General features: G+C 41.2%; 22 protein-coding genes, 1 other RNA gene and 2 other annotated features. Of the genes, 3 read left to right on the top strand and 20 right to left on the bottom strand.

Annotated features, from left to right (window positions below; all coding sequences use genetic code 11):
* Nucleotides 1–46: 46 nt before the first annotated feature.
* From alaS to ACQKKO_RS13945, 11 genes are all read right to left on the bottom strand, one after another.
* Nucleotides 47–2,686: an alanine--tRNA ligase gene (gene alaS / locus ACQKKO_RS13995; RefSeq protein WP_498648190.1), complete on the bottom strand. Its 2,640-nt coding sequence runs from the start codon at nt 2,684–2,686 to the stop codon at nt 47–49.
* A 61-nt stretch (nt 2,687–2,747) separates the two neighbouring features.
* Nucleotides 2,748–2,952 (bottom strand) — a binding site (T-box leader).
* Between the two features lie 43 nt (nt 2,953–2,995).
* On the bottom strand, nt 2,996–4,063 hold the full coding sequence (locus tag ACQKKO_RS13990) for an AI-2E family transporter (protein ID WP_498648188.1): 1,068 nt from the start codon (nt 4,061–4,063) through the stop codon (nt 2,996–2,998).
* A gap of 56 nt (nt 4,064–4,119) precedes the next feature.
* A complete protein-coding gene (locus ACQKKO_RS13985) occupies nt 4,120–4,308 on the bottom strand; it encodes a DUF3918 family protein (RefSeq protein WP_498648186.1) in 189 nt (62 codons plus the stop codon).
* A 17-nt stretch (nt 4,309–4,325) separates the two neighbouring features.
* The gene (locus ACQKKO_RS13980) at nt 4,326–4,514 is read right to left on the bottom strand and encodes a YrzR-like zinc ribbon domain (protein ID WP_479823909.1); all 189 of its coding nucleotides are present in this window, start codon (nt 4,512–4,514) and stop codon (nt 4,326–4,328) included.
* 14 nt (nt 4,515–4,528) lie between these two features.
* Nucleotides 4,529–4,999, bottom strand: a complete 471-nt coding sequence (locus tag ACQKKO_RS13975; RefSeq protein WP_498648183.1) for a PRC-barrel domain-containing protein — start codon at nt 4,997–4,999, stop codon at nt 4,529–4,531.
* Between the two features lie 112 nt (nt 5,000–5,111).
* Nucleotides 5,112–7,406, bottom strand: a complete 2,295-nt coding sequence (gene recD2, locus ACQKKO_RS13970) for an SF1B family DNA helicase RecD2 (RefSeq protein ID WP_498648181.1) — start codon at nt 7,404–7,406, stop codon at nt 5,112–5,114.
* A gap of 12 nt (nt 7,407–7,418) precedes the next feature.
* Nucleotides 7,419–8,078 carry a tetratricopeptide repeat protein gene (locus tag ACQKKO_RS13965; protein WP_498648179.1) on the bottom strand — a complete coding sequence of 220 codons (660 nt, stop codon included), beginning with the start codon at nt 8,076–8,078 and terminating at the stop codon, nt 7,419–7,421.
* A gap of 38 nt (nt 8,079–8,116) precedes the next feature.
* The gene (mnmA, locus tag ACQKKO_RS13960; protein WP_498648175.1) at nt 8,117–9,223 is read right to left on the bottom strand and encodes a tRNA 2-thiouridine(34) synthase MnmA; all 1,107 of its coding nucleotides are present in this window, start codon (nt 9,221–9,223) and stop codon (nt 8,117–8,119) included.
* A gap of 23 nt (nt 9,224–9,246) precedes the next feature.
* Nucleotides 9,247–10,407 (bottom strand): cysteine desulfurase family protein, encoded by a 1,161-nt coding sequence (locus tag ACQKKO_RS13955; protein ID WP_498648173.1) that lies wholly within the window; start codon nt 10,405–10,407, stop codon nt 9,247–9,249.
* 29 nt (nt 10,408–10,436) lie between these two features.
* On the bottom strand, nt 10,437–10,856 hold the full coding sequence (gene cymR / locus ACQKKO_RS13950; protein ID WP_498648171.1) for a cysteine metabolism transcriptional regulator CymR: 420 nt from the start codon (nt 10,854–10,856) through the stop codon (nt 10,437–10,439).
* Nucleotides 10,789–11,496 carry a YczE/YyaS/YitT family protein gene (locus ACQKKO_RS13945; RefSeq protein WP_498648169.1) on the bottom strand — a complete coding sequence of 236 codons (708 nt, stop codon included), beginning with the start codon at nt 11,494–11,496 and terminating at the stop codon, nt 10,789–10,791. Before ACQKKO_RS13945 ends, cymR begins: the two co-directional genes overlap by 68 nt.
* A 151-nt stretch (nt 11,497–11,647) precedes the next feature.
* On the opposite strand from ACQKKO_RS13945, the gene ACQKKO_RS13940 reads away from it, so the two are divergent.
* On the top strand, nt 11,648–12,919 hold the full coding sequence (locus ACQKKO_RS13940; protein WP_498648168.1) for a replication-associated recombination protein A: 1,272 nt from the start codon (nt 11,648–11,650) through the stop codon (nt 12,917–12,919).
* 46 nt (nt 12,920–12,965) lie between these two features.
* On the opposite strand, the gene ACQKKO_RS13935 is transcribed toward ACQKKO_RS13940, so the two are convergent.
* A complete protein-coding gene (locus ACQKKO_RS13935) occupies nt 12,966–15,119 on the bottom strand; it encodes a sensor histidine kinase (RefSeq protein WP_498648165.1) in 2,154 nt (717 codons plus the stop codon).
* Nucleotides 15,120–15,349: 230 nt separating this feature from the next.
* Here ACQKKO_RS13935 and ACQKKO_RS13930 point away from each other — a divergent pair, with 230 nt between their 5' ends.
* On the top strand, nt 15,350–15,994 hold the full coding sequence (locus tag ACQKKO_RS13930) for an RsfA family transcriptional regulator (RefSeq protein ID WP_498648164.1): 645 nt from the start codon (nt 15,350–15,352) through the stop codon (nt 15,992–15,994).
* A gap of 46 nt (nt 15,995–16,040) precedes the next feature.
* Here ACQKKO_RS13930 and ACQKKO_RS13925 read toward each other — a convergent pair whose 3' ends face one another.
* Entirely contained in the window at nt 16,041–16,805 is a 765-nt protein-coding gene (locus ACQKKO_RS13925) for a tRNA threonylcarbamoyladenosine dehydratase (protein WP_498648162.1), read from the bottom strand.
* Nucleotides 16,806–16,949: 144 nt separating this feature from the next.
* Nucleotides 16,950–17,132, bottom strand: a non-coding RNA gene (gene ssrS, locus ACQKKO_RS13920) — 6S RNA.
* A gap of 135 nt (nt 17,133–17,267) precedes the next feature.
* On the opposite strand from ssrS, the gene ACQKKO_RS13915 reads away from it, so the two are divergent.
* The gene (locus ACQKKO_RS13915) at nt 17,268–17,573 is read left to right on the top strand and encodes a hypothetical protein (RefSeq protein WP_498648160.1); all 306 of its coding nucleotides are present in this window, start codon (nt 17,268–17,270) and stop codon (nt 17,571–17,573) included.
* 165 nt (nt 17,574–17,738) lie between these two features.
* Here the strand turns inward: ACQKKO_RS13915 and aspS are convergent, their stop codons facing one another.
* The 6 genes from aspS to dtd form a co-directional block, all read right to left on the bottom strand.
* Nucleotides 17,739–19,529: an aspartate--tRNA ligase gene (gene aspS / locus ACQKKO_RS13910; protein WP_498648158.1), complete on the bottom strand. Its 1,791-nt coding sequence runs from the start codon at nt 19,527–19,529 to the stop codon at nt 17,739–17,741.
* The gene (hisS, locus tag ACQKKO_RS13905; RefSeq protein WP_498648157.1) at nt 19,526–20,812 is read right to left on the bottom strand and encodes a histidine--tRNA ligase; all 1,287 of its coding nucleotides are present in this window, start codon (nt 20,810–20,812) and stop codon (nt 19,526–19,528) included. Before hisS ends, aspS begins: the two co-directional genes overlap by 4 nt.
* A 61-nt stretch (nt 20,813–20,873) precedes the next feature.
* Nucleotides 20,874–21,114, bottom strand: a binding site (T-box leader).
* 50 nt (nt 21,115–21,164) lie between these two features.
* A complete protein-coding gene (locus ACQKKO_RS13900) occupies nt 21,165–21,344 on the bottom strand; it encodes a hypothetical protein (protein ID WP_498648155.1) in 180 nt (59 codons plus the stop codon).
* 71 nt (nt 21,345–21,415) lie between these two features.
* Nucleotides 21,416–22,135: a ThuA domain-containing protein gene (locus ACQKKO_RS13895; protein ID WP_498648154.1), complete on the bottom strand. Its 720-nt coding sequence runs from the start codon at nt 22,133–22,135 to the stop codon at nt 21,416–21,418.
* Nucleotides 22,136–22,195: 60 nt separating this feature from the next.
* On the bottom strand, nt 22,196–23,188 hold the full coding sequence (locus ACQKKO_RS13890; RefSeq protein ID WP_498648152.1) for a LacI family DNA-binding transcriptional regulator: 993 nt from the start codon (nt 23,186–23,188) through the stop codon (nt 22,196–22,198).
* Nucleotides 23,189–23,537: 349 nt separating this feature from the next.
* Nucleotides 23,538–23,975 carry a D-aminoacyl-tRNA deacylase gene (gene dtd / locus ACQKKO_RS13885; RefSeq protein ID WP_498648151.1) on the bottom strand — a complete coding sequence of 146 codons (438 nt, stop codon included), beginning with the start codon at nt 23,973–23,975 and terminating at the stop codon, nt 23,538–23,540.
* Nucleotides 23,976–23,982: the final 7 nt, after the last annotated feature.

Here is a 23,982-nt window from a genome sequence, read left to right as displayed (position 1 = left end):
TCTCAATTGGAGCTTGTTTCGTTTATTGTACATCAAAATCAATGAATTAGGAAATTGATTTTACATATTCAGCAACAAATTCAAGCGCGCTATCAAGCTGATCAGGATTTTTCCCGCCGGCTTGTGCCATATCAGGACGACCTCCGCCGCCTCCGCCACAGCGTGAAGCTACTTCCTTCACAATTTTCCCGGCATGGAAGCCTTGTTCGATAAGATCTTTTGTTACAGCTGCAACAATCGATACCTTCCCACCTGTTTCGGCTCCTAAAACAAGAATACCTGATTCTGTTTCTTGCTTCAGTTTATCCATGATCGCACGCAACGCATCCATATCACGGGCATTCACCTTTTTAGCAAGGACAGATACACCATTCACATCTACAACCGAATCCGTTATGTTTGAAGCTTCCATGTTTCCAACTTTAGCAGACAATGATTCATTTTCACGTTGAACAGCTTTCAGTTGCAAAAGAACACTGTCCATACGCGCTGGAACATCACGGACTGATTTAGCTTTTACCAAAGTAGCTGCTTCCTGCAGTATATCCAACTGCTCTTGCACATATAAGTAGGCAGCCTTTCCAGTTACGGCTTCAATACGTCTAACGCCAGCTCCAATTCCTGTTTCAGAAACAATTTTAAATTGGCCAATTTCAGCTGTATTTTGTACGTGAATCCCACCGCATAGCTCTAAGCTGTAGTCTCCTACTTGGACAACTCGAACAGTATCACCATATTTTTCTCCAAATAGAGCCATGGCGCCCATCTGCTTCGCTTCATCCAATTTCTTTTCAGAAATATCGACTGAAAGAGCTGACCAGATCTTTTCGTTTACAATAGACTCAATTTGAGAAAGCTCTTCTTGAGTGACCTGTCCAAAGTGAGAGAAATCAAAACGTAAGCGATTCTCCGAAACAAGGGACCCGGCTTGATTCACATGTGTTCCTAATGTATCTTTAAGCGCTTGGTGCAGAAGATGTGTCGCAGTGTGGTTCTTAATCGTTCCACTACGTTCTGTACGTGTGACGCCCGCCTCAACGCTTGTATTATTAGAGATCGTTCCTTCTTTCACTTGAACTGTGTGGAGATGTTGACCGTTTGGTGCTTTTTTCACATCAATCACTTCAGCCACACCCAATTCAGTGCGAATGAACCCACCGTCAGCAACCTGCCCACCGCTTTCTGCGTAGAAAGGTGTGCGATCCAGGATCAATTGAGCTTCTTGGCCCGCGATAGTCTCTTCCACAAGCTCCTGATTCACGATTAGTGCTTGAATCGTTGCTTCTACTCTGAGTGTTTCATACCCTACAAACTCACTTGGCTCTGTAATCTTGCTTAACAGGTCACTCTGAACATTCATTGAACCAGTGTCTTGTCTTGCTGCACGAGCACGTTCACGTTGTTTGTTCATCTCTTCTTCAAACCCAGGTCGGTCAATAGCAAGTCCTGCTTCTTCTACATATTCCTCTGTTAAGTCGACGGGGAATCCGTACGTGTCATACAGGCGGAACACATCTTCACCAATCACGATCCCTTTTGAAGCAGCTTTTGTTTCAGCCACAATTTTATCAAGAATCGTAAGTCCCTCACTCAACGTTTCATGGAAACGCTCTTCCTCCGTCCGAATTACACGTTGGATGAAATCAGCTTTTTCATTCACATCTGGGTAGAAGTCCTTCATGATCTCCCCAACAACTGGTACCAGTTCATACATAAATGGACGTTCAATTTGAATCTGTTTAGCAAAACGAACGGCTCTACGTAGAAGTCTTCTTAGAACATAACCGCGGCCCTCGTTTGATGGCAGGGCTCCGTCTCCTATTGCAAAGGCAACTGTACGAATGTGGTCAGCAATCACTTTAAACGCAACATCTGTTTCCACACGGTCTGTATAGTTTACTGATGTTAGTTTTTCAACAGACTTAATGATCGGCATAAACAGATCTGTTTCAAAGTTTGTTGGTACATTTTGAATAACCGATACCATACGCTCAAGACCCATACCTGTATCGATGTTTTTCTTTGGAAGCGGTGTGTAAGAGCCATCTGGATTATGGTTAAATTGAGAGAATACCAAGTTCCAAATCTCTAGATAACGATCGTTTTCTCCACCCGGATAAAGCTCTGGATCTTTAGGATCATCCCCGTATTCAGGCCCTCTGTCAAAAAAGATCTCAGAGTTTGGTCCACTTGGTCCTTCACCAATATCCCAGAAGTTTCCCTCAAGGCGGATGATTCGTTCAGTTGGAATTCCAATTTCCGTTATCCATAGATCGTAGGCTTCATCATCTTCAGGGTGGATCGTAACAGATAACTTCTCAGGATCAAATCCAATCCACTTCTCGCTTGTAAGAAATTCCCACGCCCATACAATCGCTTCTTTTTTAAAATAGTCACCAATCGAGAAGTTTCCTAACATCTCAAAAAACGTATGGTGTCTAGCTGTTTTCCCTACATTCTCAATATCATTCGTACGAATTGATTTTTGAGCATTTGTGATACGAGGATTGTTTGGAATCACACTTCCATCAAAATATTTCTTAAGTGTGGCCACTCCACTATTAATCCAAAGTAAGGTAGGATCTTCAAAAGGAACAAGAGGTGCACTCGGCTCTACATCGTGCCCTTTTTCCTTAAAGAAATCCAAGAACATCTGCCTTACTTCAGCAGAGGTTAAATGTTTCATCGTCTACTCATCTCCTTTACAAATTAACCATTCCAACATAACAAAAAAACTCCTCCCTAATAGAAGGGACGAGATTATCACGCGGTACCACCCTAGTTATGAATCAAAACAATTCATCGCTTAAGTACCTTAACGCGGCAAACGGCAGTTGTTTAGCAACTGCACTCCGGAATAGCGTTCTTCGACCCTTCGTTAAACCTCTCACAGCCAAAGGAGGTTCTCTCTTAAAACGGACTGTCGCTTACTTGTTCCATCAATGTTTTGGTTATAGGCTTGTCATAGTCATTATAAAAATCATTTTTCTAAAAGTCAATCATTCTGAAAGTGTTGACGCACGTGGAATAACGTCACTTTTAACACAGCTAGAAACGGAACTGCAAGAAGAAGGCCAATGATTCCTCCGAGTTCCACCCCTACAAGGAGAGCCACAATAATAAACAAGGGGTGAAGGTGTAAGGTCTTTCCTACTATGAGTGGAGAAAGTACATTTCCTTCAATCTGCTGAATGACAGCAAGTATAATTAAAGTATACAATGCTTTGTCCCAGGAAATGAGTAGAGCAGCAATTAATGCAGGTACCATTCCAATGATTGCACCAAAGTATGGAATGATATTTGTTGCCCCTATAAACAGTCCGAGTAAAACAGAGTAAGGTACGCCAACAAGCCATAATCCTATGATTGATAATGTCGCAACTCCTGCTGCTACGAGCATTTGTCCTCTTATGTAGCTACCAAAAGTGTGGTCGACATCTCGGCCATATAATGTAAGTGGTTTTCTCCATTTAACAGGCGTTAGATACCAAACTGACTTTTTAAGTAAGGAAACATCCTTTAAAAAGTAAAAAACTAAAAATGGAATGACTACCAGAGATGGAATTGATTTGAGTCCAGCCAATAAGCCAATTTCAAGTCGATCCAACCACTTTTCTGATGCAATAATTAGTTCGTCAGACCAATCGTCTAAATGCTCTCTTAAAAAAAGTGGCATTCGTTCAACGGAATCCTCCCATGAATGCACAAGATCCATTACACGCTCTACTTGACTTGGTAACACCTGCATGACTTCCTGCACTTGGCGAATAAAGACAGGCACTCCATATATTATAGCTAAAGCTAAACTGCCTAAGAATAACCCAAATACAAGTAATATCGCAGCAATCCGAGGAAGTCTCCACTGATGAAGTCCCTCTATAAGTGGATGCAGTATGTATGCAAACAGACCTGCCAGAAGTAGAGGTGTGATGATCTTTAAAACCACATGTAAGATAGGCAATATAAAGGGCCATAACACAAAGAATGCATACAGAATGAGGAGCCAAATAAATAGATGAAGTGCTCGAAAGATAAATGAAAAAGATTGTTTTTTCTCCCTCAATTTTCTCCTCCTTATATAAAGAGAGCCGGAACAAAAGCTTGTCCCGGCAAGTCCATTTAACGAAATGCTTTCATGACTTTTTTTCTCGTTTTTTTCCATTGTTTTTTCGAAATGAGTGGTTCTGAGGTAAACTTTTCTATCTTGTGAAGCCACTCGTCACGCATTGACGTAGACTTAGCTTGATTCATTGAATAGATTGCCGCACCTAACCCCACTAATAATAATGGTTTCATCGTTCGACGCATTCACTCATCTCCTCGGTTTACTTTTCCATCCGAAGCTGTTCGTCTTCAAATAAGTCATCCAACGAGCTTAACGAACCATCCTCCTCCACTTGATGAAGAGATAGTCTGCCTTGAACGATACTCATTTCAACAAAGCAGCTCCAGCAGTAGTATTGATTTGTTCCGATCTTTCCTATATCTATACTTCGACAATTTGGGCAGCGCATTGCGGGGGCCTCCTTTAATTAGAGAGGATGGCTCGCTCCTTACCTACAATTAAATGCTGACCCCGGTACATCTTTTGTCCAGTAGTCAAATCGGCAAGCAAACCGTCCGTCACTTTATACCCCACAATCGTGCCCATTTCCGTGCTGAAATATACATCCTCAATCAAACCAAGCATCGCTCCTGAATGAGAAAAAAGCTCCATCCCTTTTAGCTTGCACCGTCCAAGCTTTAGTGGGATATCACCTGACATCCCTGTCTGACAGGTTGCGAGTACTTCCTTTTTTTGAATCATAATGGCTTGATCCCCGATACTTGATACGTGCTCAAGTAACAGCAGGCGATGACGATTAAACCAGCCACGCATATTAACGAGCAGTCCAGTGATCCGATTATTTGAAATTAATATATCAATAATTCGACCACATTCTGTTCCCTGCTCCATCTCAATCACAGGCAAACCCTCAACAAAAGCAAATGTTCGCAACGAGTCACCTTCCTTCCGAACGTTTTTAGTTTAACCAAAACGCTTGCTTGTATGAGGAAAGCTGATGAGGTAAATGGTTTGCTCAAAACAAATAAAAAAAGCCGCTGAAAGGCTATGCTTTCTGCGACTTCGGCTCTGCAAGTAATACCTGCAGTCTGTTTACAAGCTGAGAATGACGCTTGAGGTCCTCTCCACTTGTAATCGTATATTCAACTGTGCGCTGTTCCCCGCACATTAACAAAAATTGCTTCGCACGTGTAACAGCTGTGTATAGAAGGTTTCTACGTAGCATGCGACTATAGCTGCGTACAACAGGAAGAACGACAATCGGAAATTCGCTTCCCTGCGCTTTATGAATTGAACAGCAATAAGCGTGAGTTAATTGATTTAGCTCTGTCTTATTATAAACAACCTCTGTTCCATCAAATGAAACAACAAGTTGATCTTTACGTTCGGCATTTTCCTTTGCATAAAAAATCGCAACAATTTCGCCACGGTCCCCGTTATATACGCGCTCTTCCGGATTGTTCACTAGCTGTAACACCACATCTCCAGTCCGGTAAATGAGATCACCAAATGCAAGCTCACGCACTTTTTCTTTCTTTGGATTAAAAAGCTCCTGCAGCATAACATTTAATTCTGTAATCCCAGCACCGCCCTTATACATTGGAGCAAGCACTTGTATATCCCTAGCGTCGTACCCTTTCTTTACAGCATTTTCACAGATCTGCCAGACAACATCTTTCACCTGATCAACTTTACATGGAAAAAAGCGGCGATCTGATTGAGCTTCTGTTAAATCTGGCGGAGCATAACCATCCTTCATCGCATGCGCTAGTTCGATGATAGATGAGCCCTCTGCTTGCCGATAAATATCGGTTAACGCAACAAGCGGCATCGTTTTAGATTCGATCAAATCCCTCAGGACCTGACCAGGACCAACAGATGGTAATTGATTTTCGTCCCCTACAATCACAACCTGCATACCTTTAGGAATCGCTTTAAACAATGAATTGGCTACCCAGCTATCAACCATCGACATCTCATCAATAATGAGTAACTCTCCATTAAGTGGTTCATGCTCTCCTTTATCAAATCCACCAGCTCCGCCTTTCCAGCCAAGCATACTGTGAATGGTAGCTGAGGGAAGACCTGTTGCTTCAGACATTCGTTTGGCAGCACGACCGGTTGGAGCAGTCAGCAAAATTGGAAAAGGGTTGCTTGACGTGTACGCCCTAGGATCCAGTGATAACCCGTGCAAGCGAGCGTAAACTTCAACGATTCCGCGAATAACAGTGGTTTTCCCTGTACCTGGTCCTCCCGTTAACAGCATAAGCGGCTTAGCGATCGCTTCTTGAATCGCTTGCTTCTGAGAGGGTGCGTATTCCAATCCCCACTCTTCTTCAAGATCACCTAACGTTTTTAAAAATTCCGCTTCAGGAAATTCATCCTTTACCTCTGCCGAAAGCAAACGACGAATGTTTGAAGCAATGCCTTTTTCCGCGCCATATAATGATTTTGTGTATACTCTCGTTTCTTCAACAACAAGCAATCCTTCTTCGTTCATTAGGACAAGCTGTTCTTGAATTTCTTCTTGAGTAATTTTGTCAGTAGGCGACGACAATAATGCGACAGCTTGATTCGTTAAGACATCTGACCCAATATACATATGTCCTTCCTGAATACATAACTCATGAACGAGAAAAGAACAGCCAGCTCTCAGGCGGTCTGGATGATTCCCTGTCAAACCAATGGAAGCACCTAGTTGATCTGCTCTCCTAAAACCTATGCCATCCACATCGTGAATGAGCTGGTATGGATTGTGTTTAATAATCTCAAGTGCTTGTGTTTTGTAGACTTGAAAAATCTTCAAGGCAAGATCTACACCAAAGCCATGTTCAGATAAGACAATCAGGACCTGCTCGACGCCTTGCTGTTCGTATAAATTTTCGTAAAGCTGAGCAGCTTTTTCTTCTTTTAAACCAGGGATATCAAGTAAGACCTTTCGATTTTCAACAATTCTAGAAATCGCTTTGTCTCCAAGCTTTTCAACAATCGCTTCAGCGGTTTTTGTTCCGATTCCTGGAAACCGATCACTGGCAAGATATTTGATGATTCCTTGCTTACTTTGCGGAATATCTCTTCGGCTTTGCTCCACTTTATATTGGATGCCAAATTTCGGATGGTCGGCAATGCTCCCAAAAAAGATAAATGTTTCATCCTGTTCAACATGAGGCAGCACACCGACAACGGTTAGTTTTTTTTCATCGAGATCTTCATTTGTTTCTCGAACGCGCACAACGGCAACAGTGTAAAAGTTTTCGTCGTTTCTAAACACAACGTGAGAGATCTCTCCTTTTACAAATCCCCGTTGTACGTCATTTATTTGCTCTCCTGATTGTTCCAACGTTCCTCACCCTCAATTTAAGGCTTGTTCAATAATCTTTTTCCCGTTCCCAGCAAGTACGTGATCTGGTTGCACTTGAAGGGCCTTCTCGAAGGAAGCAAGGGCCTCTTCCGCTTGGTCCTTGCTTGCGTAAGCAACCCCCAGGTTGTAATAGGCATCTGCATGATTTGGATCTAGCTCAACTGTTTTCAGTAGGTAAGGCATTGCTTCATCAAGCTGTTCAAGCTGAGCAAACGTTAATCCAAGCTGGAAGTTTGCGTCCACGTCTGTTTCGTTTAATTCAACAGCGCGTTGGAAGTTTGCACATGCATGAGGGAGCGAACCAAGCTGGTAGTAGCTCATCCCTAACATAAAATACAAGTCCGCTTCATCAAGCTGTTTCATCAATGCTTGTTTAAACATTTTTACCGCTTCTTCAAATTGGTCTTGCTTGTAATAGATTGTCCCTGCACCATAGTAGGCAGTAGCAGCTTCCTCATCAAGCCCAATTGCTCGATCGAAGAAAACGAGGGCACGTTCATTTTCATCCAATAATGAAAGCAAATTCCCAAAATTAATATATGCAGCAGGATCACTCGGATTAGTTTCTATCGCTTCAGTAAATGCTTTGCCTGCTTCTTCATATTGCTGATTTCTCATGTGTTCAATACCTTTTTCATTTAATGTACTCATCATTTATTCTCCTCACTTGAAAAAAGGGAAAACACCATTCAGGCATTTTCCCAATTTGTTTTCACTACATCAATCGTTCCGCCACCTAAACAACGGTCTCCTTGATAAAAGACCACTGCTTGACCTGGCGTAACCGCTCGTTGATCTTCATCAAACGATACCGTTGCCGTTCCATCAGCATGAGGATGCACGGTAACCACTTGGTCAGTTTGACGATAGCGGAATTTAGCTGTACATGTAAATGGCTCGGTTGGCGCCGCGTCCATAATCCAGTTCATACCAATTGCTTCAAGACCGCTTGAAAACAATCCATAATGATTTGACCCTTGTCCTACTAAAAGTACGTTTCTGGATAAGTCCTTGCCAACAACAAACCATGGCTCACCGGCTCCACCGATGCCAAGGCCTTGACGTTGTCCTAATGTATGATACATTAATCCGTCATGTGTTCCTTTTACTTCATCCGTTTCAAGCGTACGAATTTCACCCGGCGTAGCTGGAAGATACGTGCTTAAAAATTCTTTAAAGTCACGCTCTCCAATAAAACAAATTCCTGTGCTATCTTTTTTAGCTGCTGTGGCAAGATTGGCTGCATGCGCGCGTTCTCTCACTTCTGATTTAGGCATATCTCCGATCGGGAACATTACCTTTTGCAGCTGTTGTTGACTTAATGCATTTAAGAAGTAAGTTTGATCCTTATTATTATCCACACCGCGAATTAATTGGAATACACCATCCACTTCTTCCACTCTCGCATAATGACCAGTTGCTACATAATCTGCACCAAGGGTCATCGCATGATTAAGGAACGCCTTAAACTTTATTTCTTTATTACACATCACATCCGGATTAGGGGTACGACCTGCTTTATATTCTTCAAGGAAATAGGTAAATACCTTGTCCCAATATTCCTTTTCAAAATTCACTGCATAATACGGAATATCTAATTGGTTACATACACGAATCACGTCATTATAGTCTTCTGTTGCTGTACAGAAACCTGACTCATCTGTATCGTCCCAGTTTTTCATGAACATGCCGATCACGTCATAGCCTTGTTCTTTTAACAATAGCGCTGTGACAGACGAATCCACTCCTCCAGACATCCCAACAACCACACGGGTATCTTCAGGGCGTTTAGTCACCTTGCTCACTCCATTTCTTTATGCTACACAATAAAAGGCTGCTGCTTTTGATAACGTTTGACGATTTTAGCCGTTTCACGTGCAGCTGTCTCTATTTCAAATTCGGAATTACCGATCCCAAAACTATATCGAATAGCTGTTTTTGCCCGTTCATTGTTATCGCCAAACATAGCTGTTAATACATGCGATGGCTCAATGGAACCTGCTGTACAAGCAGATCCACTCGAAGCTTCAATCCCAGCCAAATCAAGATTAACAAGCATTGATTCAACGTTCACTCGGGGAAAACTAATGTTTAGAATATGAGGAAGAGATTTACTCGGTTCGCCGTTCACCGAGAAATCAATTTCTTCCTGCTTAAGAATAGCAGAAAAAAGCTCTTTATAGGTACGATATTGCTCGGTTTTTTGTTTTTGTTCCTTTGAGGCTCGTACAAAACTTTCTGCCAATCCAATAATACCGGCAATATTCTCTGTTCCCGCACGCCTTTTTCGTTCTTGCTCCCCTCCAAAAAATGAAGGAGTAATCGTCATATCTTCACCCACATACAGAAAACCGATCCCCTTTGGCCCATTAAGCTTGTGAGCACTAACAGATAGAAGATCTACATGAAGCTGATGTATAGATAAATCAAGACTTCCTGCCGCTTGTATAGCGTCCGTGTGCAAGGCAGCTTGATGATCCTTTAATCGCAAACCAATCTCTGGTATCGGCTGAATCGACCCTACTTCATTATTCCCATACATAACTGAAACAAGAATTGTGTCAGGTCGTAACGCCAGGTCAAAATCATCAAGAGAAATCATCCCAGTTTCATCCACCGGTAAATAGGTTACGTCAAAACCTTTCTGTTCAAGCTGTTCACACGCATGCAGAACGGCATGATGTTCGATCTTTGTTGTAATAATATGGCGACCTTTATGCTGGTTTGCCTGGGCGTATCCAATGAGCGCAATATTATCGGCTTCCGTCCCACCACTTGTAAAAAGAATGGTGCTTGGAGTGACATGTAGTTCGGTTGCAATACGCGCACGGGCCTCGTCTAATGCTTGCCTTGCTCTCCTGCCCGTCCGGTGAATGCTTGACGCATTACCAAACACCTCTGTTAAATACGGCATCATGGCCTCTAGTACATCCGGATGCAACGGCGAGGTTGCAGCATGATCTAGATAGATTCGTTCCAAAAAATCACCTACTTTTTATTAAAACTGATTTAAATGTAGAACATGTAATATTCTTGTTCGCCCTCTGTTTTAAAGTTCGCTAAATCATCAAGCGTTGTAGAGTCCAACACGTCCTTTACAGCATCACGAATTTTAATCCATAGATCGCGCTTAGCGGGCTCTTCATCTTCCAGTACTTCTACAGGAGATATTGGTCCTTCTAGCACGCGAATGATATCTCCTGCCGTAATATGACTTGCCTCTTTTGCTAGCATGTAGCCGCCATATGCTCCACGCACACTTTTTACAAGCATCGCATTTCGCAGAGGTGCGATAAGCTGCTCTAGATAATGTTCGGATAAATTATATTCCTTAGCAATGGATTTTAGCGAGACTGGACCATCACCTGATTTCTTTGCTAGTGCCATCATGATGGTCAACCCGTAACGACCCTTTGTTGATATCTTCATATTGTATCCCTCTTTCTAAAAATGATTGAACCAATCGTTTCCCGTGCGGTAATGTAATCCCTACCACGTAACTAATTCCTACACAGTATAATAGTGTGCCCAAAAATACAGGTCCACCCAATAGCCATCCTACAGTTAATACCGTAATCTCAAGTACAATTCGAACCCGCTGAACACTCCAGCCTGTACGCTTGTTTAATGCAAGCATCAGACTATCTCTTGGTCCAGCACCAAGACCTGGTGCAATATATAATCCAATTCCGTATCCATTAATGAAAATACTTGCAACTAACATGATCCAACGAAGCGTTGTATGATCAACCGTTGGCAGAATGAATAAAAATAAGTCGATAAACACACCGACTAAGATCATGTTGACAACTGCTCCTACTTTTGGCCACTCTCTTAACATTAAACCTGAACCAATCAAAATCGCAACTCCAGTTAGGATTGACCATGAGCCTACAGTTAAACCGAACTGCTGCATCAGTCCAACGTGTAACACTTCCCACGGAGCAATTCCTAGCTCTGCACGAATCATCAGTGCGATGCCAAAAGACATCACCATCAGGCCAAAAAGAAAAAAGAGCCAACGAAGCCCTAATGTTTGGACCCGTAGTCCATTTCGAACATGTAACAAATGATCCCTTCTTCCCGATAATTCCTAGCTATTATATCATGATTCACTCATCAGATGATACTGATAAGATAGCAATTCATAAACGTTTCTCGTTCCTCCTTTTACATGTTACTCTAGTGTTAGAGTAAGATACTTAAAGGAGAGAAGTTCGTTGAAAAAGCAACCACTTGCTTATCGAATACGACCACAGTCCATTCATGATGTGATCGGACAAGAGCAGTTACTTGGAGAAGGCGAGCTCTTACGAAGAATGATAGATGCTAACCAACTTAGCTCCATGATTTTATACGGTCCCCCCGGAACGGGTAAGACATCGATCGCTCGAGCCATTGCCGGGACAATGAATCTGCCATTTAAATTATTAAATGCAGTGATGCATAACAAAAAAGACATGGAAACTCTTGTTGCAGAGGCAAAAATGCACGGACAAATGATTGTGATAATGGACGAGGTACACCGGTTAGACAAAACAAAACAGGATTTTCTGTTGCCTCATTTAGAAAACGGCTTAATTATTATGATTGGTGCGACTACATCAAATCCTTACCATGCCATTAACCCTGCCATCAGAAGCCGATGTCATATCTTTGAATTAACACCGCTCGAACCAAATGAAATAAAAAAAGCTCTCATTCGAGCGATTCAAGATCCTGTAAACGGATATGGAAAAGACGAGCTTGATGTAGAGGACGCGGCACTCGATCACCTGGCAGCAGCTTGCGGAGGCGACGCTCGATCTGCTTTGAACGGACTGGAAGTAGCCATTCTTTCCACCCCTAAGCCAAAAGATAGCCCTAAACGGATCACTAAACTAATAGCTGAAAAAAGCATCCAAAAGAAAAGCTATCAGCACGATAAAGATGGAGACGCGTATTATGATGTTCTTTCAGCCTTCCAAAAATCCATTCGTGGTAGTGACGTGGATGCGGCCCTGCATTATTTAGCTCGCTTGATTGAAGCGGGTGATCTTGTGAGTATCGCTCGACGCTTACTAGTCATTTCCTACGAAGACATTGGGCTTGCCAGTCCTCAAGCAGGCGAACGAACGCTATCTGCAATTGAAGCGGCAGAACGATTAGGCTTCCCTGAAGCACGTATTCCACTTGCGAATGCGGTTATTGAGCTTTGTCTCTCACCCAAGTCAAACAGTGCCATTCAGGCTATTGATCATGCGCTTTCTGATTTAAGAAAGGGAGGCGTTGGTGATGTACCCGCTCATTTAAAGGACGCTCATTATAAGGGAGCTCAGGATCTTGGACGCGGCGTCAGCTATAAGTATCCGCATGACTATGAAAATGGATGGGTGAAACAACAATACCTACCGAACGCATTAAAGGATCGATCCTATTATTCCCCTAAACAAACGGGGAAATTTGAAGCAACATTAGCCCAACTATATAGCCGGCTTAAAAATACTCGATAAAAAGAAGAAGGCGAATGTCCACATTAAATGAACATTCGCCTTCTTTTTACTTTTCTCGATAGACTGGTAACTGAAAGAAGAATGACGTTCCTTCTCCTTCTTTACTTTCAACTGATAATGAACCTTTTAGTTCATCTGCAATCCGGAAACACGTCATTAACCCAAGTCCTGTCCCATCTGACTTGGTTGTAAAGAACGGTGTCCCAATTCGCTCAAGAGTCTCCTCACTCATACCAACTCCATTATCCTGCACAATAATAAGCAATTGATTTGATTCATTTTCTTTTACATGAATGGATAACTCCCCTTGGTTTACCATTGAATCCATCGCATTTTTTACCAGATTCATCATTACCTGCTTCACCTTATCAGCATCTACCCACGCCACAGGTAAATCAGCAGCATATGTCAAGGTGAAGCTGATATTACGTTCATTCGCTTCCGCCAAAAACATTTGCTTTGTTTGATTAAGAATCTCCAACACATTGGTCTCTACTTTTTGTAGCGGTTCTGGTCGAGCCATATTCAATAAATCTTTAATGATATTATTGACACGGTCGATTTCCTTTACCATCAACTCAAACTGACTCTTTTTACTTTCCTGAAGTTCTTCACGCTGAAAGATTTGTAGAAACCCCTTAATTGTACTTAAAGGATTACGAATTTCATGCGCAAATCCTGCCGCCAGTTCCCCAACCACTTTTGATTTCTCTGAACGAACAAGTTGTTGCTGCATGGCTCGTTTTTCCGTCACATCATTAAAGACTATTAACACATCCTGATCTACACATACTTCCTTGTTCTCTGTAAGTTTAGAAACACTTATGAAGAATGTATGAGGATCATGATCCCCTGGAAAAGGACAGCTAAATTCATATCTTCGATCAGTTTCGGGAGACGTATGCATCTCTAGTTCTGCCGATTGCAAAAAGATTTTGAATCGACGGTTGATGATAGCTGCTTCCGTCAAGTTTAATCCCACGATCTGATCTCTCTTAATATTAAAAAGCTCTTCACATGCTGAATTAAAGGTTGTAATCACTTGATCCTCAACCCTATATGCTAGAATTCCATTCTCTGTTGTTTCAAGAATTAAGCTTGATTTTTGATGACTACGCTCACGATTCAACAGCTTCGTTGTCATTAACCGAAATGCCCGAGTTAATGTATCCGCCTCTTGATAAAAACCTTGCGTAATCGGATCGACCTTACTGTAAAAAGTAAAGGTTTTTGTCGCTACAACTAACTGTTCCAATGGTTTTACAATATAATTAGCGAGTTTAAGAACAGCGAACAATGTAATCATAAACACACAGCTGAATAAACCGATATAGCTCAATAATAGATGGTTTTGAGAAGTGTACAGATCTGTTTGAGGTACAGAGATTGCAACATACCACGTATTGTCATCTCCACTTGGCGTTGAGATCTCCTGGTACGTTTGAATCATCTCATTGGTCGAATTATAGTAAAGCTCACCATCTTCAAAAAAATCAACAAAGCTCTGAGCAGTGAAATCATTTGCTTCAAAATAGTTGAACTGACTTGAAATGAGGTTATCGTCTGGGTGAGCTAATAACTCCCCATCCTGAGCAAACATAAACGCATACTCACTTTGTTTATCTTCTGTATAATGGATACTGGCTTGGTTTAACTTATCTTTAACCTTAGTAAAATCAATAAAGGACGCAACCACTCCAATAACGGCATCATTCTCATCATATACAGCTTGGCTTAAAATAAAAGTTGGCTCTTCAAAAACCTCTCTTTCAATTTTCGCCATTCCCATTCCATTTTGCTGAGCTTGTGTATACCAGGCAGATTCCTCAGCAGTAAAACTTGAGGTCACACCTTGATTATGTAAAGTTATGAATTCATCTTCATTTATAAATAGCGAATCAAGAAAATATGGATATGCTGCTTCATATGAAATTAATTCATCTTGTATATCAGATGTATTTGAACTAGGCTCTTGTATAATTGGGTTTCTAGCTAGATGTTCTAAATTTGACTGTCTCTCCGTTAGAAAATCTTCTAATGCAGCCACTCGGCTTTCTAGCACTCTAACCAAGTGATCTTCCATATGTAATGATAGATCATCTCGTTGATATTGATACATAATTGTACCTATTAATAAAAGAGGCAGAAAAGTTACACAAGAAAAAAACAAAATCAGTTTTGATCGTAACGTTTTAAACATAGGCACCTCATATGTATGGAATCTGCTAACTAAGACTATTGTCTTAGTTTACACTTTTTTCGACAAAAACGAAAGTAACCGACAAAACCGATCTACTTATAATACATTAAATCAGACAGACTTTTTTTCTATCACACTGGTATACAACCTGTTTTATTTGGAAAAAGTAGTAGTACCACTATTCTTATAACTCACACATTCCACCGTTGTAGAATGAAAGGATGATCTACTTGAAAATTAGACAGGATGCTTGGTCCCACGAGGATGATGTATTACTTGCAGAAACCGTACTCGCTCACATTAAAGATGGGAGCACTCAGTTAAGAGCTTTTGATGAAGTTGGAGATAAATTAAATCGCACGTCAGCCGCTTGTGGCTTCAGATGGAATGCCGTAGTTAGGCAGAAACATCTTAATGCAATTGAAGATTCTAAGAGAGAGCGTAAAGAACGTAAAAGAGCAGCAGGCTTCACGTACTACTCTTCTAAAAAACCAGTCTGGGCACCCGCTTCCTTACTGTATCCAAATCCAGTGCCAACAGCTGTTCAAACGGCATCTGATCAGGACCATTCTTTAGAGGATATCATTCAAGCACTTCATCAATACGCAGAAAATCAAGACAGCCAACATTTAAATTCTAGTGAGATGAAACTGATTCTTGCTGAGAATGAAGAATTAAAAAGACAGAACTACACAATGCAGCAGGAACTACAAAAGATTAAACAAGATAATAGTATTATTGAAGAAGATTACCAGTCACTTATTCAGATTATGAATCGAGCAAGACGAATGGCTATTTTAGAGGATGAGGAAGCCCTCTCAAGTGCAGCATTTAAGATGGATAAGAATGGGAATCTAGAAAAAGTTGCGAAATAGAAAAAGATGTTTGCTCATACCCTAAGGTGTAGCAAACATCTTTTTCTTATGAACGATTAATTTCAATACCCTCTAAAAGATTCGTGATAACATGTCCAGTCATAATTAAACCACAGACGGACGGAACAAAAGCATTTGAGGACGGAGGCATTTTCGCTTTTCGAATGGGTCCACTCTCCGCTTGTTCAGAGACAATTTCCTTCCGAATATCTTCTCTAATTTGAATGGGTTGCTCATCAGAGAAAACAACCTCCACGCCTTTATATATCTTTGATTCACGTAATTTACGACGAACCACGCGAGCAATTGGATCATAGGACGTTTTAGAGATATCGGTGATACGTAATTTAGTCGGATCCATCTTATTCGCAACACCCATGCTAGAAATAATTGGTATTTTACGACTAATACATTCCTTCATAAGATGTACTTTATAGGAAATGGTGTCACTAGCATCAATCACATAATCAAGCCCGTATGCAAAAAACTGTTCATACGTTTCCTCTGTATAGAACATTTTTACCGCAATTACTTCACAATCGGGGTTAATGTCTCGAATTCGTTCTTCCATTAATTCTACCTTAGGTCTGCCTACAGTTGAGAGTAGGGCGTGAATTTGACGATTCACATTGGTAATGTCTACATCATCCTTATCCACTAATATTAAACGACCCACTCCGGAACGCGCTAATGCTTCAGCTGAGAAAGAACCAACGCCTCCTATACCAAGCACAGCAACCGTACTTCCTTTTAATTGGTCAAGTCCGTCATGACCAATCGCTAATTCATTACGCGAAAATTGATGTAACAAGCGTATTGCCCCTTTCTCCTTACATTAAAGTACATTATCCTCGAATAACTATATCATGAGCTTTTCATCAGGTAAATCCAATTTAAAGACAAATAAAAAAACGCCTATAAAAGGGCGTAACCATGTACAAATCATATAGAAAACATCAATCCCGAATATGCCGTAGGTCTATGGTTTTTGAACCTGCGAAGCAGGTGGGTGCCATGTACTTATATTCTTACGTCCTCTTATCTAACAAGGCTTGTAATCCTATAAATAACGACAGGCTCCCTATCAAAAAGTGTTGGCTCAAAAAAGAACAAGAGAATACGAACATCTCAGGATTATGTTTTTGTTGAAATGAGTATATCACGAAAGCTTCGCTCACGCAATCACTAGGCATCACTTAATTGCGATTAGTTTAGTTCAGTTGATAAATGAGGTATGATACGAATAAGACAATAAATTGTATGGAGGAACGCCATGGAACCACTTGCTGTGCATCGCTGTGTTGAAGTGAAACAAGAGATTGGTTGGATTGAGAAACGTACCGTAGAGACATCCTTTGACTTACTGTTGTATGAGGATCGTATCAAAGTAAAGGATGCGAGCTATCCTATTAAACAAGTACTTGATATCTCGTATCGTTTGGATGAACGAGATAATAAAATGGGGTTCCTTTATCTTCATACAACTGGTGGCATTCGAACTTATTATATTAAGACAGAACCGACAGACTTAATCAAAGAATTTAAAGTGCTTATGCCTTCAACTAAGTACAATATGTAGAGAAAAAAGAGGTGAAGATAAGAGTCTTCACCTCGCACTTTTCACTGGAGACTCAGGTTCTCCTACTGCTCAATTCATAAAAAAAATGGCGAATGATTCAGCAATCGAATCATTCGCCATTTTTTATTAGTTGTTAGTTATACTCAAGACTCATTTCGTTTAATCTTACAGTTTCACTTCTTCTGTCCGTTTCTTACCGATAACAGATAAGTTTAAGTCAATTAATTGTTCTACACTTACTTCAGAAGGCGCGTTAGTTAATAGATCGCTTGCGCTTGCTGTTTTCGGGAAAGCAATCGTATCACGTAGGTTGCTCTTACCTGCTAACAGCATTACCATACGGTCAAGCCCAAGTGCAATTCCACCATGTGGAGGGGTGCCATATTCAAAGGCTTCCATTAAGAAACCAAATTCCTCACGTGCCGCTTCCTCTGTAAATCCAAGTGCCTTAAACATTTTTTCCTGTACATCACGCTTGTAAATACGTTGAGATCCCCCGCCTAGCTCATAGCCATTTAATACAAGATCATAGGCTTCAGCGCGTACATTTTCAGGCTCTGTTTCAAGAAGATGAAGATCTTCTTTTAATGGGCTAGTAAATGGATGATGAGCAGCAACAAAACGGTGAGCATCCTCATCGTACTCGAGAAGTGGGAAATTCATAACCCATAAGAAGTTGAATGCATCTTTGTCGATTAGGTCAAATTCTTTACCAAACTTCATCCGAAGAGCTCCTAGACTATTTTGAACAACATTTGCTTTATCTGCTCCGAAGAATAGTAAGTCTCCTGCTTCTGCATCAAGAGCTGATTGAAGGGCTGCTGCTCCTTCTTCATCAAAGAATTTAGCAATTGGTCCTTTTAAACCATCAGCCTCAACCTTTAACCAAGCAAGTCCTTTTGCTCCGTAAGACTTCACAAAATCTCCTAATGCGTCAATTTCTTTACGAGATAGCTTTGTGGCTCCACCTTTTAAGTTAAGGCCCTTCACCATACCTCCAGAGTTAAGCGCGTTTTGGAAAACCTTAAATTCAGTTGTTTTTGCTACTTCATTTAAGTCGATTAACTCCATTCCAAAACGTGTGTCAGGCTTATCAGAGCCATATCGGTTCATGGCATCATCGTAAGAGATGCGTTTGAATGGTGTAGGAATATCAATGCCCTTCACCTGTTTAAGAAGACTTGACATCATGTCTTCCATCATTTTAATTAATTCTTCCGTACTCATGAATGAAGTCTCAATGTCCACTTGCGTAAACTCAGGCTGGCGATCTGCACGTAAGTCTTCATCACGGAAACAACGAACAATTTGATAATAACGCTCAAATCCAGAAACCATTAAAAGCTGCTTAAAGATTTGTGGAGATTGCGGTAATGCGTAGAAGCTACCATGATGAACACGGCTTGGAACTAAGTAGTCACGCGCTCCCTCAGGTGTGCTCTTTGTTAGCATCGGTGTTTCAATCTCATAGAATGTTTGCTCATCAAGGAAGTTACGGATAAACCTCGTTGTTTGATGACGTAATTTAAATACATCTTGCATATCCGGACGACGTAAGTCTAAGTAACGATATTTTAAGCGAACATCCTCTGATGCATCTGTATCAGCTTCAATCTGGAACGGCAACGATTTTGACGCATTTAAGATCTCGATCTCAGATACATGTACTTCAATTTCACCCGTTGCTAATTTATCATTGATTGTTTTTTCATTCCGTTTTACAACGGTACCCGTTACGGAAACCACATATTCATTTCTGATTTTCTCAGCGATGGCTAGAGCCTCTTGATTAATATCTGGACTAAATACAACTTGTACTATGCCTGAACGGTCGCGTACATCAAGGAAAATCACTTGTCCTAGATCACGGCGACGTTGCACCCACCCTTTTAATTCAACCTGTACTCCTTCATGCTGTGCTGTTAATTCTCCGCACTGATGCGTTCTTCCACTCATCCTGCTTGTCCTCCTCTAAGTTCTCTCTTTATATATTCAACGAACTCAGCCAATGGCTGTGATACTTGTTCACCAGTCTCCATGTTTTTCACTTCGATACGGTTTTCAGCCAATTCGTTTTCACCTAACACGGCCGTAAACTTAGCGTTTAAACGATCCGCCGCTTTAAACTGACCCTTCATTTTCTTATCAAGATAATCCTTGTCTGCTACAATGCCAGCTTGTCTTAAGTTGTATAAGAGCTCAACAGATGCTGATTTTGCTTCCTCACCTAACGCAACAAGATAACAATCAATGGAAGGCTCCTCCACACTGACTAGGTTTTCTGCTTTAAGCGCCATAATCAGACGTTCAATGCTGAATGCAAACCCAATTCCAGGTGTACTTGGTCCGCCTAATTCTTGAACTAACCCATCATAGCGACCACCACCACATAAGGTGGTGATGGCACCAAAGCCCTCGCCTTCAGCCATTACTTCAAATGCTGTGTGGTAGTAATAATCGAGTCCACGCACAAGAGTTGGATCAATGACGTAAGGAAGTCCAATACGATCAAGGTGAGCCTTCACTTGTTCAAAATAGTCACTCGACTCTTCATTTAAGTAATCTAAAATAGAAGGAGCTGTACTCATTAAAGGGTGCTCACGGTCTTTTTTACAATCAAGAATACGGAGAGGATTTTTCTCTAATCGCATCTGACAATCACCACAAAACTCGTGAATGCTTGGTTTAAAGTGAGTGATCAACGCTTGACGGTGCGCCTCTCTACTTTCTTTGTCACCTAAGCTATTCAAAACAAGCTTTGTATTTGTAATGCCAACCTCTTTATAAATATCCATAACGAGTGCCAGTACTTCAGCATCAATTGCTGGATCCGCACTACCCATTGCCTCTACACCAAATTGAACAAACTGACGCATTCTCCCTGATTGTGGACGCTCGTATCTGAACATTGGCCCGTGATAGAACAACTTCGTTGGTTGTGCAGCTTGTCCAAATAGTTTGTGCTGTACGTAAGATCTAGCGACAGAAGCTGTTCCTTCTGGCCGTAGCGTTAAATCACGATCACCACGATCTTTGAATGTGTACATTTCTTTTTGAACAATATCTGTTGTATCTCCTACTACTCGCTTAAATACTTCTGTGTGTTCAAAGATTGGCGTTCTAATTTCTCTAAAATTATAGCGACGGCATACTTCCTGTGCCTTTGCTTCAATGAATTGCCAAATCTCACTTTCTCCAGGTAAGATATCCTGGGTTCCGCGTGGAATTTGTATGTTCATCCTTTTCTCCCCCTGCTTTTATCAAATAAAAAACTCCCGTCTCTGATGAATGCATGCATTCATCAGGGACGAGAGTTAGATTCCCGTGGTGCCACCCTAGTTAAGACAAACGTATAAACGTTGCCTCCGCTTTAAAGCAGGTATCGTCTGCTAAACGGCTGTTCCTACTCAGTCACTTGGACCGTTCAGAAAGCTCCTCTAAGGTGTTCGTTCATTAAGACAGACAGGAGGGCTTACAGCCTTGGCCACTCTTCTCTGGGTATCTGTTGTTCTTAATTACTCTGCCTTTTCATCGGACTCGTATAGAATTACTAATGCTATCTATCATACGAATGAATAGACGGGCTGTCAACTACTTAATAAGGATCCGATCGATCTTCGCAAGATTTTTTTCATTATGATTGTAGCCAAATTCGGTTTGACATCGTCCTGAAACATAACCTGACTCTTCTATGTGAGACAAATCAGTTACAGTTAAAATCGGATGATTGCTAACTTCAAAGAACTGCGATAACTTGCCGTTTGTGCGCATTCACTCAGCTCCCTAACAAATGATAATAGTAGGGTTACCAAATTAGGCGCTTATTAAACATCTTCCTTCATTTATTCTCCAGGAACCTCTTCAAGCGGCTTAGCATTTCCATACACAGGCTTTATTCGATTTGAAGGTTCCGCCCACTTTACCGCATTAATAATGACTTGTTGAACATCCTTGTTATAGTAAGTTGGATACGTCTCATGACCAGGTCGGAAATAAAAGATTTTCCCCATTCCACGGTGAAATGTGCATCCACTTCTAAAGATCTCTCCACCTTGAAACCAGCTTACAAACACAAGCTCATCTGGTGCAGGAATATCAAAATGCTCCCCGTACATCTCTTCTTTTTCAAGCTCAATGTACTCACCTATACCTTCTGCAATTGGGTGATTAGGTTGAACGACCCATAATCTTTCCTTTTCATTTGCTTCTCTCCATTTTAAATCACACGTCGTTCCCATCAAAGTTTTAAAAATTTTGGAGAAATGGCCTGAGTGGAGGACAATTAATCCCATGCCATCCAATACCCTTTGTTGAACACGTGTAACAACCTCATCCGATACTTCATGATGAGCAACATGGCCCCACCAGACCAGCACATCGGTTTGCTGCAACACTTCTTCAGTAAGCCCATGCTCAGGTTCATCTAGAGTAGCTGTGGTTGTAACTATTCCAGCTTGCGTTAGAAAGTTTGCAATGGCTTCGTGAATCCCCTTTGGATAAACCTCTTGTACACTCGCATTTGTTTGTTCATGACGATTTTCGTTCCATACTGTGACTTTCATAACAAATCATCTCCTTAAAATGTGGTATCGTTCTCATACATGCAGTGCTAACACAAAATCTCATGTGTCTCGCACAATCAATTCTGTTTTTAGCAATTCCGTATGTCCTACAAGGGACAGTTGATTTGTGAGGATATGAATCATATGCTGCATCGTCTGCTCTCCCATCTTCTGAATGGGCTGACGAATGGTTGTTAATCCTGGTGTAATGACATCCGCGATTTGCTGATCATCAAACCCTATAACGGATAGATCATTCGGCACATGAATGCTTGAGTTTCTTGATTCTGAAATGATACCTGTAGCCACTTCATCGCTTCCTGTGAAGATGGCATCTGGTCGCTCAGACATTCGTTCTACCTTTTGGAACACATGTCGACCGTCGTTAAAGTTTGTTGCATTTCGGAATAGCCATTGTTCGTTAAATATAAGCTGATGATCTAAAAGCGCCTTTAGAAACCCTTTTTCACGGTCGCTTCCTAGATTGGAACCAAGTGTTTCATCTCCACGACACAAACCAATCCTTGTTTTACCTTGTCTAATAAAGTGTAGGGTTGCATCGTAACTTGCTTGAAAATGATTAATGCGGAAGGAAGGTATGTCAGTCTGATCGGTATATTCATTACACAGAACAATAGGACCATACGCCAAATATGGTTTGATGTCATCCCAATTGTTTTCAATTGAAGCAAAGACAACGCCATCAACCTGCTTTGTTCTAAGTAAGTTCAAATACGTCATTTCTCTTTCTTTGCTTCCTCTTGTGTTACATAAAATTAATTGAAAGCCTGCTTCTGTAGCCACCGAATCCATTGCATCAACCAGCCCACTAAAAAACGGGTTTACGATCCGGGAAATTAAGACGGCAATTGTTTTTGTTTTACTACCTCTCAGCCGCTGCGCAGATGAATTAGGAACATAACCAAGTTCTTTCATCGCAGCTTTCACACGGATTCGCTTCTCCTCGTTCACATATGGGTGATTATTAATGACACGAGATACCGTCGACCTTGATATCCCCGACAATCTGGCCACATCTTTAATCGTTGACAACGAACCAATCCCCCTCCCCTTATATGCATAATTGTAAGCGTTATCATCATATACAGTTTATTATGTCGATTTTAAAAAATCAATCTTTTTTTAAAACGACAGCATCTAGCTAATTGTTTTTGTTAGATGCCTTAACTTAGGAAGGAATCTTCTCCCGTGAACATTTGCACCGCGGGATACAGTCTCAGCCTATGACGCGGAAGGGTATCGCTAGCGTACTGTATTCTCAGTAGTTTACATAACCTCTTACGCTAGTATAGATAAAAACGCAAAAAACTGATGACTCTACATATAGGAGAATCATCAGTTTTTTATGTTTGCAATATGTTCAAAACGCTACTACACCATTTTATTTTTCTAAAATTAATGTGACGGGACCATCATTAATTAATTGTACATCCATATCTGCTCCGAAGCGACCAGTCTCCACAGAAACACCTTTTTCTTTAAGGCGTTCATTAAATGAATCATAAAGGTCGCTAGCTACATCAGGCTTCGCAGCTTCTGTAAAGCTTGGACGACGACCTTTTCGCGTATCACCATACAATGTAAATTGAGACACTGACAGGATGGCTCCTCCCGTATCAAGTAGGGAATGATTCATCTTTCCATGTTCATCTTCAAAGATTCGAAGGTTAACAATTTTATCAACCAAGTAGTCAACTTCTTTTGGGGAATCCTCATGTGTGACACCCACTAAGAGAACAAGACCATGAGAAATGGCACCTACTTGTTCTCCATTAATGGTTACACTTGCTTCTTTTGATCGTTGTAAAATGACTCTCATCGCCTAC

The organism is Alkalihalobacillus sp. NPDC127517 (genome assembly GCF_050276055.1).
GTDB lineage: Bacteria > Bacillota > Bacilli > Bacillales > Bacillaceae_D > Alkalicoccobacillus.
Note: the sequence above shows the minus strand (reverse complement) of the source record. Positions and strands in the feature narration are given on the sequence as shown.

Coding starts and splice junctions, on each gene's coding strand:
- ACQKKO_RS13985 (WP_498648186.1), bottom strand. CDS start 4,308: ATGCGTCGAACGATGAAACCATTATTATTAGTGGGGTTAGGTGCGGCA.
- alaS (WP_498648190.1), bottom strand. CDS start 2,686: ATGAAACATTTAACCTCTGCTGAAGTAAGGCAGATGTTCTTGGATTTC.
- dtd (WP_498648151.1), bottom strand. CDS start 23,975: ATGAGAGTCATTTTACAACGATCAAAAGAAGCAAGTGTAACCATTAAT.
- cymR (WP_498648171.1), bottom strand. CDS start 10,856: ATGAAGATATCAACAAAGGGTCGTTACGGGTTGACCATCATGATGGCA.
- hisS (WP_498648157.1), bottom strand. CDS start 20,812: ATGAACATACAAATTCCACGCGGAACCCAGGATATCTTACCTGGAGAA.
- ACQKKO_RS13895 (WP_498648154.1), bottom strand. CDS start 22,135: ATGAAAGTCACAGTATGGAACGAAAATCGTCATGAACAAACAAATGCG.
- aspS (WP_498648158.1), bottom strand. CDS start 19,529: ATGAGTGGAAGAACGCATCAGTGCGGAGAATTAACAGCACAGCATGAA.
- ACQKKO_RS13915 (WP_498648160.1), top strand. CDS start 17,268: ATGGAACCACTTGCTGTGCATCGCTGTGTTGAAGTGAAACAAGAGATT.
- ACQKKO_RS13935 (WP_498648165.1), bottom strand. CDS start 15,119: ATGTTTAAAACGTTACGATCAAAACTGATTTTGTTTTTTTCTTGTGTA.
- ACQKKO_RS13900 (WP_498648155.1), bottom strand. CDS start 21,344: ATGCGCACAAACGGCAAGTTATCGCAGTTCTTTGAAGTTAGCAATCAT.
- ACQKKO_RS13980 (WP_479823909.1), bottom strand. CDS start 4,514: ATGCGCTGCCCAAATTGTCGAAGTATAGATATAGGAAAGATCGGAACA.
- ACQKKO_RS13965 (WP_498648179.1), bottom strand. CDS start 8,078: ATGAGTACATTAAATGAAAAAGGTATTGAACACATGAGAAATCAGCAA.